This is a genomic window from Pseudomonas fluorescens, from assembly GCF_902498195.1.
Taxonomy (GTDB): Bacteria; Pseudomonadota; Gammaproteobacteria; order Pseudomonadales; family Pseudomonadaceae; genus Aquipseudomonas; species Aquipseudomonas fluorescens_BU.
The window spans coordinates 35,923-52,905 of record NZ_CABVIY010000007.1; the positions used below are offsets into that span (position 1 = coordinate 35,923).

General features: G+C 63.7%; 5 protein-coding genes. 1 reads left to right on the forward strand and 4 read right to left on the reverse strand.

What is annotated here, in order from left to right; all coding sequences use genetic code 11:
* Positions 1–152: 152 nt before the first annotated feature.
* On the reverse strand, positions 153–13,151 hold the full coding sequence (locus F8N66_RS23885) for a non-ribosomal peptide synthetase (RefSeq protein WP_150772516.1): 12,999 nt from the start codon (positions 13,149–13,151) through the stop codon (positions 153–155).
* 394 nt (positions 13,152–13,545) lie between these two features.
* On the opposite strand from F8N66_RS23885, the gene F8N66_RS23890 reads away from it, so the two are divergent.
* Positions 13,546–14,094, forward strand: coding sequence for an RNA polymerase factor sigma-70 (locus F8N66_RS23890; RefSeq protein ID WP_150772517.1), 549 nt, complete (start codon positions 13,546–13,548; stop codon positions 14,092–14,094).
* 132 nt (positions 14,095–14,226) lie between these two features.
* Here F8N66_RS23890 and F8N66_RS23895 read toward each other — a convergent pair whose 3' ends face one another.
* The 3 genes from F8N66_RS23895 to F8N66_RS23905 all read right to left on the reverse strand — a co-directional run bounded on the left by F8N66_RS23895 (position 14,227) and on the right by F8N66_RS23905 (position 16,944).
* Entirely contained in the window at positions 14,227–15,240 is a 1,014-nt protein-coding gene (locus F8N66_RS23895; RefSeq protein ID WP_150772518.1) for a GNAT family N-acetyltransferase, read from the reverse strand.
* Positions 15,241–15,422: 182 nt separating this feature from the next.
* Complete coding sequence (locus tag F8N66_RS23900) at positions 15,423–16,226, reverse strand: substrate-binding periplasmic protein (RefSeq protein ID WP_150772519.1); 804 nt, start codon at positions 16,224–16,226, stop codon at positions 15,423–15,425.
* 91 nt (positions 16,227–16,317) lie between these two features.
* Complete coding sequence (locus F8N66_RS23905) at positions 16,318–16,944, reverse strand: TetR/AcrR family transcriptional regulator (protein WP_150772520.1); 627 nt, start codon at positions 16,942–16,944, stop codon at positions 16,318–16,320.
* Positions 16,945–16,983: the final 39 nt, after the last annotated feature.

A 16,983-nucleotide genomic window follows, 5' to 3' on the forward strand; every position in this document is an offset into this window, starting at 1 on the left:
GCGGAGGACGGCATGCAGTCAATCACACGATTGTATGCGTATGTAGGGGCCTCTTCGCGGGCAAGCCCGCTCCCACAGAGATCCGGGTGTCCACCACGGATCATTGTGGCAGCCGGCTTGCCCGCGAAGAGGCCGATACAGACACTAGAGAATCAAAGCCCCTCCAGCTCCGCCATCAGATCATTCAACCGATCCACCTTGTCCCCGGTCAGGTCGCTGGCCGCCAGGCCTTCGATGTACCCGGCCAGATCTTCAACGGTGCTGCACTCGAACATCGCCCGCAACGGCACATCCCGCTGCAGGGTTTTCTGCACCCGCGAGGCGATCTGCGTGGCCAGTAGCGAATGCCCGCCCAGTTCGAAGAAGTTATCGCGGATACCGACGTTTTCGACTTTCAACACCTCGGCCCAGATCGACGCCAGCGTCTCCTCCAGCTCATTGCGCGGCGCCTGATAGTCCTGGCTTTGCAGCTGGCCGATTTCCAGCACCGGCAGCGCCTTGCGATCCAGTTTTCCGTTGGCATTGAGCGGCATCCGGTCGAGCCACGACCAGTGCAGCGGCACCATGTATTCCGGCAGCTCGACGCGCAAACGCTGCTTGATGCGCTCCAGGCGCTCCGCTGGAGTGAGCGTTGAATCCGCCGCGACCAGATAACCCACCAGGTGCTTGCCGTTCACGCCATCCTGCACCCCCACCGCCGCGTCGCGAACCTCCGGTTGCTCATGCAGCCGCGCTTCGATTTCACCGAGTTCGATGCGGTAGCCACGGATCTTCACCTGATGATCAATACGACCGACGTATTCCAGCACGCCGTCACTGCGACGACGGGCCAGGTCACCGGTGCGATACAGGCGATCACCCGGCGCGCCAAACGGATTCGGCACGAATACCGGCGCCGTACGCCACGGATCGCTGACATAACCACGCCCGACCCCGGTGCCGGCAATGCACAACTCACCCACCGCCCCCAACGGCACCAGTTCCAGCGCGCCGTCGAGCAGGTACAGGCGGTTGTTGTCGGTCGGCGTACCGATCGGCAGGTAGCTGCCACGGGTCGAGGCCATGTCGACGCGGAAGAACGCCACGTCATCCGAGCACTCCGCCGGACCGTAGGCATTCACCAGCCCGATGTCCGGGTAGCGCAACAGCCATTGGTGCGCCAGTTCCGGCGGCATCGCCTCACCGGTCGGCAGCATCCAGCGCAGGCCGTCAAGGCTCATGCGCTCCTGGGCGAGCATGCCCTGGATCAGCGACGGTACGCTTTCCAGCACGCTGATGCCCTGGGCCGAAACGTGCGCCAGCAGGCCCTGCGGATCGTGGGCAATGGTGTTGGGCACGATGTCCACCCGCGCACCGAACAGCGGCGCGGCGAGGAACTGCCACACCGAAATATCGAAGCTTTGCGAGGCAGTCTGGGCGATCACGTCGGCATCGCTCAGGTCCAGGTAAGGCACTTTGCTCAGCTGGTTATTAAGCATGCCGCGCTGTTCGACCATCACCCCTTTGGGTAAACCGGTGGAGCCCGAGGTGTAGATCACGTAGGCCAGGTTGTCCGGCCGGCTGTAGAGGCCCGGATTGGTCACCGACACCTCGCTCGCCTGCACCTCTTCCCACACCAGCAACTTCGGCCGATTAGCGCAACCAAACTCATCCAGCAGCGCCAGCGCCTGCTCGCGACAGGCCTCGCTGCACACCAGCAACGGCGTGCGGCTCAGGTCGATGATCCGGCTCAGGCGCTGGCCCGGCAGCCCCGGGTCCAGCGGCAGATAACCGGCCCCGGCCTTGAAGCTGCCGATGATCATGCCGAGCAGATCAAGGTTGCGCTCGGCCAACAACGCCACCGGTTGATCCAGCCCGACCCCGGCAGCAATCAAGGCATGACCGAGACGGTTACTGCGCTGGTTCAGTTCAGCGTAACTGTGCTGCTGATCCAGGCAACTGGCGGCGATCCGCTGCGGGTGAGCGGCAACCTGGGCTTCAAACAGCGCGACGTAGCTCTGTTCCAGCGGATACGCGTGTTCGCTCTGGTTGCAGCCGTGGATCAGCCAATCGCGCTCTTCGAACCCGAGCAATGGCAGGTCGGCCATGTCACCGTGGAACCCTTGCACCAGCGCCAACAGCAGACGCTTGAACTCTCCCAACATGCGTTCAACCGTGGACTCGTCGAAGTAGCGCTGGTCGTAGGACAGGTGCAAGCCCAGGTCATCGCCCGGATAACACACCGCCGTCAGCGGGAAGTTGGTGTGGGTGCGGCCCGAATCCGAGGTCGCGTTGAGGCTCTGCGCACGGTCCAGCACCGAGACTTCCACCGGAGCGTTTTCGAACACGAACAGGCTGTCGAACAGCGGCTGGCCTTTGGGCAACTCGCTCTGCTCCTGGATATTCACCAGCGGCAGGTATTCGTACTCGCGCAGCTGCATGTTGCTGTCGAGCAAACCGCTCAGCCACTGGCGCACGCTGCAACGCTGATCGTCCTCAGGCATTGTCACCCGCAGCGCGATGCTGTTGATGAACAGGCCGACGGTGCGCTGCATCTGCGGCATGTCCACCGGGCGCCCGGCCACCGTGACGCCGAACAGCACGTCGCGATCACCGCTCAGGCGCCGCAGCACCAGGGCCCACGCCGCCTGGGCGAAGGTGTTGATGGTCAGTTGATGGGCCTGGGCCAGTTCCCGCAGTTGCGCACCGTCGCGGGCATCAAGCCGTGTGTAGCAGTCGCCGACGATCATGCCGCCGCTGTCGCCGGCGTGTTCACGCAGGAACGGCCGGTCGCTCGGGATAGGCGTGGTCCGTTCGAAACCTTGCAGGTTGGTTTTCCACCATTGCCGCGCTTCGGCCAGACTCTGGCGTTGCAGCCAGCCGATGTAGTCGCGGTAACGTGGCGGCAAGGCCAATTGCGCGTCCCGGCCCTCGCCGAGCGCCGTGTAGATCTCGAAGAAATCGTTCATCAGCAACGAACGGCACCAGGCATCGATGAGGATGTGGTGGTTGCTCATCATGAACCAGTAGCGCGCATCGCCCACGCGGATCAACCGCAGGTGGAACGGGGCCTGGTTGAGCAGATCGAACCCGGCCTCGCGCTCGGTCTTGAGCAGGATTTGCAGCTTCGGTTCCTGTTCGACCCCGGCGATATCGCGCCAGTCGAGGTATTCGATCGGTGTGCTGCCCGGCTTGTGGATAACTTGCAGCATGTCTTCGCCGACGTTCCAGCAGAACGAGGCGCGCAAGGCTTCATGGCGGGCAATCACCACCTGCCAGGCCTGGGCGAAGCGCTGCGGATCGAGGTCGCTGTTGATGCGGTAACGGTCCTGCATGTAGTACAGGCCGGTGCCCGGTTCCAGCAAGGTGTGCAGCAGCATGCCTTCCTGCATCGGGGTCAGCGGGTAGACGTCCTCGATGACCGATGCCGCCACCGGTAGCGCATCGAGTTGCGCCTGGCTCAGTTTCGCCAGCGGGAAGTCCGACGGCGTCAGGCCGCCCGCCTCGTCGCGCAAGCAATGCTCGATCAGGCTCCGCAGTTCGCCCACGTAGGCATCGGCCAATTCGTTGATGGTGTGTGGATCAAAGCGCTCGGCGCTGAAGGTCCAGCGCAGCACCAGTTCACCCCCGTAGACCTGACTGTCGACGCTCAACTCATTGGGCAACGGCGCCCGCGGATCGTGGGCCGCGCCGATGGCTTCATCCAGCGGATGGAACATCGCATCGGCGCCGAAGCTCTGGTCGAACTGGCCGAGGTAGTTGAAGGTGACCGGCGCCACCGGCAACTCCGCCATGCCCTGGCGGCAATGTTCGTCGGCGAGATAGCGCAGCACCCCGTACCCCAGTCCCTTGTGCGGCACGGCGCGCAATTGTTCCTTGATTGCCTTGATCGAAGCGCCCTGCCCGGACGCTTCTTCGATGTTGCACGGCGTCAGGCGCAGTGGATAAGCGCTGGTGAACCAGCCGACGGTACGGGTCAGGTCGATCTCCTCGAACAGCGCTTCGCGGCCATGGCCTTCCAGTTGAATCAGTGCCGATGTGTGACCACTCCAACGACACAGCACACGGGCCAGCGCGGTCAGCAACAAGTCGTTGACCTGGGTGCGGTAGGCGCTCGGCGCCTGTTGCAGCAGTTGGCGGGTGCGCTCGCTGTCGAGGCGCACGCTGACGGTTTGCGCGTGCAGGTGTTGCCGACCACCCTCGGGGCGATCGCACGACAACGGCGTATCCGGCCCGGCCAACTGCGCCTGCCACCAGCCGAGTTCTTCCCGCAGGGATTCGCTGCCGGCATAGGCCTGCAAGCGGGCGGCCCAGTCCTTGAACGCGCTGGTTTTCGCCGGCAGCTGCAACGACTGCAGGGCATCGAGCTGGCGGTACAGGGTTTGCAGATCGTCCAGCAGCACGCGCCACGAAACGCCGTCCACCACCAGGTGGTGAATGGCGATGAACAGACGTTGCTGCCCCTGCGGACCATCGACCAGCAACACCCGCATCAGCGGCCCCTCTTCGAGGTCGAGGCTGCGCTGGGCGTCGGCGAACAGGGCCGCGCATTTGTCCATGGACGTGACGCGCACCTGCCACAACACCGGCGCATCGGTCATCGCCTGATGCGAGGCATGCCATTGGCCGGCGACGTTGCTGAAGCGCAGGCGCAAGGCGTCATGCTGTTCGATCACCGCCAACAGCGCCTGCTCCAGACGATGGGGTTCCAGGGCCACGGTCGGTTGCAACAGCAACGCCTGGTTCCAGTGCTGGCGTCGCGGGATGTCGGTGTCGAAGAACCAATGCTGGATCGGTGTCAGTCGCGATTCGCCGGTGATCAAACCCTGCTCGGCCGTCACCTGCATGCTGCGGGTCGCCACGGCGGCGAGGGTCTGCACGGTCTGGTGCTGGAACAGGTCACGCGGGCTGAAGTGGATGCCCTGCTGACGCGCACGGCTGACCACCTGGATCGACAGGATCGAGTCGCCACCCAGCTCGAAGAAGTTGTCGTGGAGGCCGACCTGTTCGACGTTCAGCACTTCGCACCAGATCTGCGCCAGCGTCAGCTCAAGCGCGTTGCCCGGCGCCACGTATTGCTGGCGATTGAGTTCCGGGTCCGGTGCCGGCAATGCGCGGCGGTCGAGTTTGCCGTTGGCGGTCAGCGGCATGCTGGCCAGCAGGATCAGGTGCGCGGGCACCATGTAATCGGGCAACTGCGCCTTGAGGTGCGACTTGAGGCGTTCGCGCAGTGCGGTGTGTTGTGCTTCATCCTGTTCGGCGACGTCCGTGACCAGGTAGCCTGCCAGTTGCTTGCCGCTCGGCGCATCGAGCGCCAGCACAACCGCTTCGCGCACCGATTCATGTTCCAGCAATCGGGTTTCGATCTCGCCCAGCTCGATGCGGAAACCGCGGATTTTCACTTGATGGTCAATGCGCCCCAGGTATTCCACCAGGCCATCGGCGCGCTGGCGCACAAGGTCGCCGGTGCGATACAGGCGCCCGCCCGTGCTGGCGAATGGATCGGCGACAAACCGTTGCGCCGTGAGGCCCGCACGATTGTGATACCCCTGGGCCAGGCCAGCGCCGCCGACGTACAGCTCGCCGGTCGCGCCTTGCGGCACCAGGGCCAGGTCGGCGTCGAGAATGTAGGCCACGCGATCGCCGATCACGCTGCCGATCGGCACGCTGCCGGCGCCTTCTTCCAGCACCTCGGGCGCGAGGCTGGCCAAGGGCATGACCACGGTTTCGGTCGGGCCGTAGGCATTGAAGAACAGGCTCGGCTTGAACGCCGCGCGAATCCGCTGCAAGTGTTCGCCGGTCAGCGCTTCGCCGCCGGTGATGATCATGCGCACCGGCAGGGTTTCATGTTGCGTCGCCAGCCATTGCGCCAACTGGCTGCCGTAGCTCGGGGTGAACCCGAGGATATTGATGGCGTGACGGCGGATCAGGCCGCAGATGTCTTCGGCATCCCACTGGCCCTGGGCTCGCAGCACCACCTGCGCACCGCTGAGCAGCGGCACCAGCAGCCGTTCGGTGGCGGCGTCGAAGTTGATCGAATAAAAATGCAGTTCGCAGTCATCCGGGCGCATGCCGAAGCGCTCGATCACGGCGCGGCAGTGCATGGCGATTTCACCGTGGGACACCACCACGCCTTTCGGCTTGCCAGTGGAGCCCGATGTGTAAATCAGATACGCCTGATGCTGCGGCAGGCTGATGAACGGCAATTCGGTGGCCGGATAATTGGCCAGTGCAGCGGCGTCTTCTTCGAGGCACCAGCGTCCCACGCTGGCGGGCAGATCACCCAGGGCCTTGAACATCGCCGCATCGCTGAGCAGCAGACCGATGCCGCTGTCCTCGATCATGTAGTGCAGGCGATCGAGGGGGTATTCCGGGTCCAGCGGCACATAGGCGCCGCCTGCCTTGAGGATCGCCAGCAGGCCGACCACCATCTCCAGCGAGCGCGCAAGCATGAGGCCGACGCGAACCTGCGGCCCGACACCCCGCTCGCGCAGCATCCAGGCCAGGCGATTGGCGCGGCTGTCGAGTTCGGCATAGCTCAGGGTCTGCCCGGCGAAGGTCAGGGCCGGTGCGTCCTGGCGCAGCCGCGCCTGCTCGGCGAACAACTGATGGATGCACTGGTCGAGACGATGCTCGCCCGGCTCGACGCCGAGGCTGTCGAGCAATTGTTGCTGTTCCGTCGCATCGAGCAGCGGCAATTCACTCAGACGCTGTTGCGGATCGGCAATCAACGCTTCCAGCAAGTTGCGCCAGTGCCTGGCCATGCGCGCAATGCGCGGCTCGTCGAACAGATCGGTGCTGTAGGTCAGGCAGCAACCCAGGCGATGGTCGAGGTCGGTGACTTCCAGGTTGAGGTCGAACTTGGTCGCGCGGGCATCGTTGGCCAGGTACTCGACCGTCATGCCGGCGAGTGTGCGGCTTTGCTGGAATTCCCAGCGCTGCACGTTGCACATCACCTGGAACAGCGGGTTGTAGGCGGCGCTGCGGGTGGGCTGCAACGCCTCCACCAGATGATCGAACGGCAGGTCCTGATGGGACTGGCCTTCGATCACCGTGTGGCGCACCTGCCCGAACAGCTCGCCGACCGTCATCTGGCCGTCGAGCTGGCAGCGCAGCACCTGGGTGTTGAGGAACGCGCCGATCAGCCCTTCACTTTCCGGGCGGATGCGGTTGGCCACCGGCGCGCCGATGCGCAGGTCGGTCTGGCCGCTGTAGCGGTAAAGCAGCACCGCCAGGGTGGCGGTCATGGTCATGAACAGGGTCAGCCCCTGTTGCGCATTGAAGGCGCGGACCCGGGCCGCGAGGTCGTCGCTGAGGTCAAAGCGGAACAACTCGCCCTGATGGCTTTGCACCGCTGGACGCGGACGGTCGCCCGGCAATTCCAGCAGCGGATGTTCACGCCCCAGTTGTGCGGTCCAGTAATCGAGCTGGCGCTGGCCCTCGCCGGACTCCAGCCACTGGCGCTGCCAGACGCTGTAATCCAGGTATTGCACCGGCAGCGCTGCCAGCGGCGATTCGCGGTCTTCGACGAAGGCTTCGTAGAGTGCACTGAGCTCGCGGGCGAAGATGTCCATCGCCCATCCTTCAGTGACGATGTGGTGCAGGGTCAGCACGAAGTAGTGCTCTTGCCCGGCGGTCTTGACCAGGCAGGCGCGCAGCAGCGGCCCGGTTTCCAGGTCGAACGGCCGGTGCGCTTCGTCGTCGGCCAGTTGCTGCACTCGCTGTTCGCGAACGTCAGCGCTCAGGGTCGAAAAATCTTTCCATTGCAGACGCACGCCGGTCTCGGCCTGCACCTGTTGACGGGCCACGCCGTCGACGCTGGGGAAGGTGGTGCGCAGGGTTTCGTGACGCTGGATCAGCGCCTGCAACGCCGCCTCGAAACGCCCGACATCCAGCACCCCGCGCAGGCGCGCCATGCCGCCGACGTTGTAGGCCGGGCTGTCCGGTTCCATTTGCCAGAGGAACCACATGCGCTGCTGGGAATAGGACAGCGGCACCGGCTGGCTGCGGTCGACGGTTTGAATCGGCGGTTGTTGGTGGGTGCGGCCGCTGGCCTGGATCAGGCGGATCTGCTCGGCAAACGCGCCCAGCTCACTGTTCTCGAACAACGCACGCAGCGGTAATTCGACGTCACAGGCCTGACGGGTGCGGGAGATGATTTGCGTGGCGAGCAGCGAATGACCGCCGAGGGCGAAGAAATCGTCGCGCAGGCCGACCTGTGCCAGGCCCAGCACTTCGCGCCAGATGGCGGCAATCTGCTGTTCCAGCCCGGTGACCGGTTCGACGTGTTCGCACACCCGCCACTGCGGCTCCGGCAAGGCGCGACGGTCGAGTTTGCCGCTCGGGCCGAGGGGCATTTGTTCCAGGCGCAGCAGTTGCGCCGGGACCATGTACTCCGGCAACTCAGCGGCCAACGCGGTCTTCAGGCGCGTGATTTGAGTGTCTTCGGTTTCAGTGGTTTCGGTCGCCGTGTAGTAACCGATCAGTTGTGCGCCCGCCGAGGTTTCGCGCACCAGCACCACTGCCTGGGCGACGCCGTTTTGGGCCAGCAGCCGCGCTTCGATTTCTTCCGGCTCGACGCGAAAGCCACGCAGCTTGACCTGTTGATCGAGACGGCCGAGGTATTCGATCACGCCGTCCGCCGTCCAGCGCGCACGGTCGCCGGTGCGGTACAAGCGTGCGCCTTGCTTGCCCAGGGGATCGGCCACGAAGCGTTCGGCGGTCAGCGCCGGGCGACCGAGGTAACCACGGGCCAGGCCGAGACCACTGATGCACAGCTCACCCGGCACGCCGGCCGGTAGCGGATTCAAGTCAGCGTCGAGCACGCGGCAAATCACGTTGCCCAGCGGACGGCCAATCGGCGAGCGCTCGCCGTCGGCCAGGCTGCAATGCCAGTGGGTGACGTTGATCGCGGTTTCGGTCGGACCATAGCGGTTGTGCAATTGCACCGCCGGCAGTTGCCCCAGCACGCGGTTGCGCAGTTCGGCCGGCAAGGCTTCGCCACCGCAGAACACGCGGCGCAGACTGGTGCACTCGGCGCTCAACGGCTCGTCGATGAACAATGAGAGCAGCGGTGGAACGAAGTGCAGCGTGGTCACGCCGTATGCTTGCACAAGCTGCGCGATGCGATGCGGATCGCGATGTTCACCGGGGCCGGCAATCAACAGGCGTGCGCCGGTGATCAAGGGCCAGAAGCACTCCCACACCGACACGTCGAAACTGATCGGCGCCTTTTGCATCAGCACGTCGCTGTCGTTCAGGCGATAGGTGTCCTGCATCCATTGCAGGCGCTCGGCCAGCGCCGCGTGGGTGCTGCCGACGCCTTTGGGCTGGCCCGTGGAGCCGGAGGTGTAGATCACGTAGGCAAGGTGGTCGCCGTGCAGATGCAGACCTGGCGCATGGCTGGGCCAGCTCTCCAGATGCAGGGCGTCCATGGCGATGACGCTGACGCCATCGCTGGCTGGCAAGCGCTCGAGCAATGGGGTCTGCGTCAGCAACAACTCGACGCCACTGTCGTTTAGCATGTAGGCCAGGCGCTCGGCGGGGTAATCCGGGTCCAGTGGCACGTAGGCGCCACCGGCCTTGATGATCGCCAGCAGGCCGATCAGCAGTTGCGGCGAACGCTCGGCCGCGATGGCGACGCAGACATCCGGGCCGACGCCTTTGTCGCGCAGGTAATGCGCCAGGCGGTTGGCCCGGGTGTGCAGTTCGGCGAAGTCGAGGCTGCCCCCCTCCCACAGCAGCGCAGTGCGCTCCGGGGTCCGCCGCGCTTGTTCGTTGAGCCGCTCCGGCAGCCACTGTTGCGCCGGATCGCAGGGGGCAACGCTCCAGGCGTTCAACTGCGCGTGTTCGGTCGAGGCCAGCATTGGCAGGTCGCCGAGCGCCGTGGCCGGTTGTGCACAAATGGCCTGGAGCAGGTGGTTGAAATGCGCGGCCAGGCGCTCGATGGTCGCGGCGTCGAACAGCTCATCGGCGTAGTCGAAGGACAGTGTCAGTCGACCGTTACGGTCTTCTTCGCTGTGCAATTGCAAATCGAACTTGGCTTCGCGGCTGTGCCAGGGCAGCTCTTCGGCCAGCAATCCCGGCAGGCGCTTCAAGGCGCCGGGGTCACGCTGCTGGTGGTTGAACATGACCTGGAACAGGCCCTGCTCCCGCGCCTGGGGGAAGGCTTCGAGCAGTTGTTCGAACGGCAGGTCCTGATGCGCTTGCGCCCCCAGCGTGGCCTGACGGGTTTGCGCCAGCAACTCGATGAAAGGCAGGCGCGAATCCAGCTCGGCTCGCAACACCTGCGTATTGATGAAGAAGCCGATCAGCCCCTGGGTCTCCAGGCGCGGGCGGTTGGCATTGGGCACGCCGATACGGATGTCGCGCTGGCCGCTGTAGCGATGCAACAGGGTCTGGAATGCCGCGAGCAGCAGCATGAAGTTTGTCGATTCATGGGCCTGGGCGGCCTGGCGGATGGCTTTGCTCAGGGATGCGTCCAGACGCACGGTGTGGCGAGCAGCGCTGTGGGTTTGCCGGGCGCAACGCGGGTGATCGGTCGCCAGTTCGAGTGTCGGATGCTCGTCTCCCAACTGCGCTTTCCAGTACGCCAGTTGCCGCTCGCCCTCGCCTTGCGCCAGCCACTGGCGTTGCCAGCTGCCGTAGTCGGCGTACTGCGTGGGCAAGGGCGCGAGCGAGGCGGATTGCCCTTGCGAGGCTGCCGCGTACAGCCGGGAAAACTCATCGATCAGCACATTCAGCGACCAGCCGTCGGCGATGATGTGGTGCATCGTCACCAGCAGTTGATGATCCTCGTCATCGAGGCGCACCAACGTCACCCACAGCAGCGGACCGTGCTCCAGATCGAACTGGGTGCGCGCTTCGTCTTCGCGGATTTGCTGTGCGCGGGCCTCGCGTTCGGCAAGCGGCAAATCACTGAGGTCGATCAATTGCAGGTTGAATTCGCCGGCGCCGTCGACCTGTTGCAGCGCCACGCCGTCGCGCTCGAAGAACCGCGTGCGCAGGGATTCGTGGCGCTCGATCAATTGCTGGAAACTGGCGCGCAGGGCCTCTTCGTCCAGCTCGCCGCGCAAGCGCAAGGCACCGGGAATGTTGTAGGCGCTGCTCTGGGGATCGAGTTGCCAGGTTATCCACAGGCGGTTTTGCGCCAGGGATTGCGGTATCGGCTCGACGCGCGACAAGACCGCGATTGCGCCTTGGGCGCTGCCACCGTCTTGTTGCTGCTGTGCAACGGCGGTGGCGAACGCGGCCAGGGTCGGCGCTTCGAACAGCAGGCGCAGGTTCAGCTCCAGCCCCAGTTCCTCGCGCACTCGGGCAATCACCTGAGTGGCGGCAATGGAGTTGCCGCCGAGCAGGAAGAAGTGATCATCGGCGCCGACCTGTTTGACCTGCAACTGCTCGCACCAGATCCGGCCGATCAGGCCTTGCAGGTCCGAGTCCGATCCGCTTTGGCTTTCTTCTTCAGCGGTGGCCGAGGGGAACACCGCGTAGTGGTCGAGGCTGCCATCGGCCAGGCGATGGCGGCACGCCGAGCGTTGCAACTTGCCGCTGGAAGTCTTGGGCAACGCCCCCGGATTGAGCAGCACCACCACGCCCGGTGCTTGCTGGTACGCCTCGGCCACGGCCTGGCGAATGGCTTTGATCAGCGCTTCGGGCGGCAGGATTTTTTGCACGCTGCGGCTGATTTCCGCGGCGATACCGATGCCTTCCTCGCCCTCGATGCTCACCGCGAAAGCGGCGACACGGCCTTTGCGCACCACCTCCACTTCGCGCTCGACCGTCTGCTCGATGTCCTGTGGATAAAGGTTGTGCCCGCGCACGATCAGCATGTCTTTCAGGCGACCGGTGATGAACAGTTCACCGTCGCGCATGAAGCCCAGGTCACCGGTGCGCAGCCAGGTCTGGCCGGCGTGCCGGACAAAAGTCCTGGCGCTCGCCTCGGGGTTGCGCCAGTAGCCGTGGGCGATGCTCGGGCCGCTGGCCCAGATTTCGCCCACCGCATTGTCTGCCAGTTCGCCAAGCGATGTCGGGTCGACGATCAGCACCGCATGACCGGGCTGGCTGATGCCGCCACTCATGATCGCGCCGCCCTCGCCCGCTTGCGCCCGGTTCTGCGCCAGGGCCTGATCGTCGACGCGCAGGTTGCCGATGCCTTGACCACGCGGTGTACCGGTGACGAACAGCGTGGCTTCGGCCAGGCCATAAGAGGCCATGAAACTGTCTTCGGTAAAACCGCAGGCGGCGAACTTCCCGGCGAAACGTTCGAGGGTATCGAGGCGAATCGGCTCGGACCCGGAATACGCCACGCGCCAGCCGCTCAGGTCGAGCCGCGCCAGCGCCGACTCGCTGACCCGTTCGCTGCACAGGCGGTAGGCAAAATCCGGCCCGCCGCTGATGGTGCCACCGTATTCGCTGATCGCTTCCAGCCAGCGCAACGGACGCCCGAGGAAGTACGCCGGCGACATCAACACGCAGGGCACACCGCTGAAAACCGGTTGCAACAGGCCACCGATCAGGCCCATGTCGTGGTACAGCGGCAACCAGCTGACGATCACGTCGTCAGGGTTCAGGTCGATGCCGAAACCGTGACGGATCAGCAATTCGTTGGCCACCAGATTGCCGTGGCTGACTTGCACGCCCTTGGGTAACGCGGTGGAACCGGAGGTGTATTGCAGGAAGGCAATATCATCGCCGTGCAAGTCCGGCGCGACCCAACGCTCGGCCTGCGCGCTGTCGAGGGTATCGACACACAGCAACGGCGGCGCCCCTTCGATGTGCAGCAGCGCGTCGCGCAGACCGGCGCTGGTCAACAGCAGGCGCGGTTCGGCATCACGGATGATCGACAACAGACGCTCCTGGTGATGACGGCGCGTCGACTCCGGCGGATAAGCCGGCACCGCGATCACGCCGGCGTAAAGGCAGCCAAAGAATGCCGCGACGTAATCCGGGCCGCTGGGAAACAACAGCACCGCGCGGTCGCCAGCACCGGCCTCGGCCTGCAACGCCCCGGCAATCGTCCGCGCTCGCTGATCCAGTTCGCGATAACTGAGCACCACAGCCTGATCCGGAGTTTCGGCGAGAAAACGCAGGGCCACCCGATCCGGCGTCAGGGCCGCGCGGCGCTGAAGGGCTTGGACCAGTGTGCTGGGGAGTTCGAACGCGTCGGTCATGAGGTTTCCTGCCTGAATTCGGCTTGCAAATGGAATCGGTTTTCGTAGGTCACGAGAACCCTGTAGGAGCGAGCGTGCTCGCGAAAAACCGGAGAACGCCGAGGGGTGTCAAGCACCCATCGTCATCGTTGACGACCATCGCGGGCAGGCTCGCTCCTACAGGGTCATGCGGCGGGTTGCGCTGTGCCATTCACCAAAGAGAACGGATAGCGTCTTGAAATAATTAGGACGGGATGAGTCAGGGTGTCGCCGTTCTCATTCTGCACCTTTGAGGAGCATTAGTTCTCTTTCTCAATTGACAATCATTATCATTCAACCTAATTTGTCGCTCGATGTGTAGGACGGCCCGGTCTTCTTGGCGTCCCACCAACCATTTGGCAGCAGGGTGATTTCCATGACGGAACAAGTGTCCACAAGCAGGTGCGATTCGCCGCTACTTCAGGCATTCGTCGACAATCGACTGATTCTGGTCAAGATTGCAGCCCGCATCACCGGCTGCCGCTCGCGTGCTGAAGACGTGGTGCAGGATGCGTTCTTCCGGCTGCAATCGGCGCCGGCAATCACGTCCTCGTTCAAGGCTCAGCTCAGCTATCTGTTCCAGATCGTGCGTAACCTGGCGATCGATCACTACCGCAAGCAGGCTTTGGAACTGAAGTATTCCGGGCCTGAGGAGGAAGGTCTGAACGTGGTGATCCAGGGGGCTTCACCGGAAACCTCGCACATCAATTTCTCGACCCTGGAAAACATCGCCGACGCGCTCACCGAGCTGCCGAGCCGCACCCGCTACGCCTTCGAGATGTACCGCCTGCATGGCGTACCGCAAAAGGACATCGCCAAGGAACTCGGCGTTTCGCCGACCCTGGTGAACTTCATGATCCGCGATGCGCTGGTGCACTGCCGCAAGGTGTCGGGCAGCCGCGCGGATGCCTTTGCCCGTCGCTGAGAATTGACATTTGCGGCGCCCCTTTCGCGAGCAAGCCCGCTCCCACACTTGACCTGTGAACGCAGGACTGATGTGGGAGCGGGCTTGCTCGCGAAAGCTGACTCAAGACCGCAATGGGTCTTGAGCCTCACATCAAACCAACTCACACCGCTCAAAAAACCGCTCGCGCCCCAACACCATCAACGCCGCACGCTTGTGCGGAAAGTCGAATTCCTTTTCGCAGTAAAACCGCTGACCCTGCATGTAGCCGATCATCTTGCCGTTGTCGGCGCGAGGTTCGGCGACCACCCGCTGGGTGCGCGGATCGTCGAGAAACAGGTAGTGCGTCAACGCCGCTAACCAGCTCGCCACCTTGTGCGGGCCCCGATGGTGTTCTTCCCCCACCAACATATGAATGCCACGGTCGTAATCACCCGCCTCATAGAAAGGTGCGATGCGATCTTCCTTGGCCCAATAGGCCTCGAAGTAGGCGAACGGCTGATCGTCGAAACAACCGATCAAGGTCAGGGTGTGGGGATCGGCCTGGAGTTTGCCCAGGTACTCGCGATGCTGTTCGAGGCTGCCCTCCTCCTGCCAGAAACTCGCGACACGCGGGTTGTTCTGCCAACGATTGAAGCGCGCAAGATCGGCTTCGATGTCCAGCGTGCGCAGGGACACCCACGCCCCGAGACGTGCATCGAAACGCCGGTAGACTTCGCCACCCGGCTTGACCGGCCGCAGCGGGTGACGCTTGCCGCCGCTGATGACCATTTGCTGTGGATAACCGCGGGTCAGCGATTGCCCCAGCCAGGGCTGCGGCAACTGCCAGAACAAGGTGCGCTCGCAGCGGTAGTGACCGGTGATTAGCGTGGGGATCAGCAGGCCGCCGAGCAGGGCTTCGGTCGGGGGTTCATCGAGTCGCCAGGTCAGATGCTGGCAGGCCGGGTTGCGGGCGAACAACCAATAACAGGCCGCCCAGATGGCCTGGCTGTCAGGGCGACCCGTGTCCTGTTGCGGTTCAAGGTAAAGCTCGGGGTCGCGGGTCAGGCGCAGCTGGATCAGGGGCTGGCCTTCAAGGCTGAGGCTCAGCCGGCGTTCGGTTTCATCGGCTACAAGACGGCGGCCTGTGGGTAAGGCCAGGGCCGTCAGGTCATTCAGATTGGACATGGGTCGGGCTCACGATAATCGTCGACAGTTCAACGATGTGACGTGGGCCGGTGCGTGAAATTTAAGAGAAACCGATGACCCTGTGGGAGCGGGCTTGCTCGCGAAGAGGGTGTGTCACGACATCATTGCTGCCTGACACACCGCCTTCGCGAGCAAGCCCGCTGCCACAGTCATTGAATCGCTTAACGAGGTACCGGCACGACCGCAATCTTGTAGGGTTCGAAAATCTTCAGCATCTGGCCGTTATCCCGTAACCCTTGCAGCAACTGGCTGAAAGCCTCGCCCGAGATCGGCGAGGCCGGGCGCAGGATCGCGTAATGGTGATAAATCTGATCGATACGCTCGGACACCAGCAACTGATCGGCGACTTTCAGATTGCGCAAAAAGTAGTCGCTCAAGTACGACCGCGTGACCAGGGCGATGTCGGCGCGACCCCGCAGGACCATCAGCAGGTTGCTGTCATGGGAATAGGTCAACGTGGCGTTGTAGTGGGTGGCGAGGTATTTGGGTTCGGCATTGAAGTTGGCGAACTCGTAGTGGTACCCGCTGAACAGCGCCAGGCGCTTGCCCGTCAGATCGGCAAAATAGTCCTGCTCGCGCACCGGCCGGCCTTCGGGCTGGCGTTGCGCGACGAAGATCTCGGCGTCTTCCAGGCCCATGTCGACATCGGTGCGGGGGATGTCTTTCCAGCCCCAGGCGGGGTTTTCGAAGATCGCCATGTCGATCCGGCCCTGCTTGAAATCGCCAAAGCGCCGGGGAATGGAGGTGGGCACCAGCACGAATTGATAGTCTTTTTGCAGCGCGTTGAGCGCCTCGACCAGTTGCGGCAGCAGGCCCGTGTCGGCACCGGTTTCCGGACGCACCGTATACGGCGGAAAATGAGCAGCGCCGATGCGCACCAGTTGCGCAGCCTGGGACGGCATCATCCACAACAGCGCAAGGGCTGCCAGCGAAAGTCGCGAAGCCGTCCGAATTGGCAAAGACATCAAAACGACCCACTCCCCAAAATACTGCATCAATGCATTCAAGCTAGGCGGTTTCGCCCAGTTAGCCAGTTTCCTGCCGACCCACACAACCTTATTGTTTTTCCTCCAGCACCAGTATCAGCGCCTCATCGGCCAACTGATCGAGGCTCATGCTGCCACCGGCGCGAAACCAGGTGGTGGTCCAGGACAGCGCCCCGGTGAGGAAGCGCCGGGTGATGAACACATCGCCACGGATGAAACCGGCGCGCTTGGCTTCTCCCAGCACCTGCAGCCAGATGTCTTCATAGATGTCGCGCAGCGCCAGGACTTTTTCCTGGCCGTCCTCGGACAGGGAGCGCCATTCGTAGACCAGCACCGCCATGGCCTCGCCGCTGCCGCCCATGATCGACTGCAATTCACAGCGGATCAGCGCCAGCACCCGCTCGCGCACGCTGTCGGCCTCGGCGATCGCCGCACGCATCAACGCGGTGTTGTAGCGGATGGTTTCTTCCATCACGGCGCGCAGGATTTCGTCCTTGCTTTTGAAGTGATGGAAAATGCTCCCCGACTGAATGCCCACGGCACCGGCCAGATCGCGCACGGTGGTGCGTTCGTAGCCTTTGTTGCGAAACAGGTGGGCCGCCACTTGCAGCAGCTTGCCACGGGCGCTGTCCGGATCGGTCAACTGACCGTTGTCGACCAATTCGCGCATGACGCTCAGGGCTTTTTGCTCGTCCACCCGTTCTCTCCTACAGTCGTAATCACCGCTAAAACAGCG

Coding starts and splice junctions, on each gene's coding strand:
- F8N66_RS23900 (WP_150772519.1), bottom strand. CDS start 16,226: ATGTCTTTGCCAATTCGGACGGCTTCGCGACTTTCGCTGGCAGCCCTT.
- F8N66_RS23895 (WP_150772518.1), bottom strand. CDS start 15,240: ATGTCCAATCTGAATGACCTGACGGCCCTGGCCTTACCCACAGGCCGC.
- F8N66_RS23885 (WP_150772516.1), bottom strand. CDS start 13,151: ATGACCGACGCGTTCGAACTCCCCAGCACACTGGTCCAAGCCCTTCAG.
- F8N66_RS23890 (WP_150772517.1), top strand. CDS start 13,546: ATGACGGAACAAGTGTCCACAAGCAGGTGCGATTCGCCGCTACTTCAG.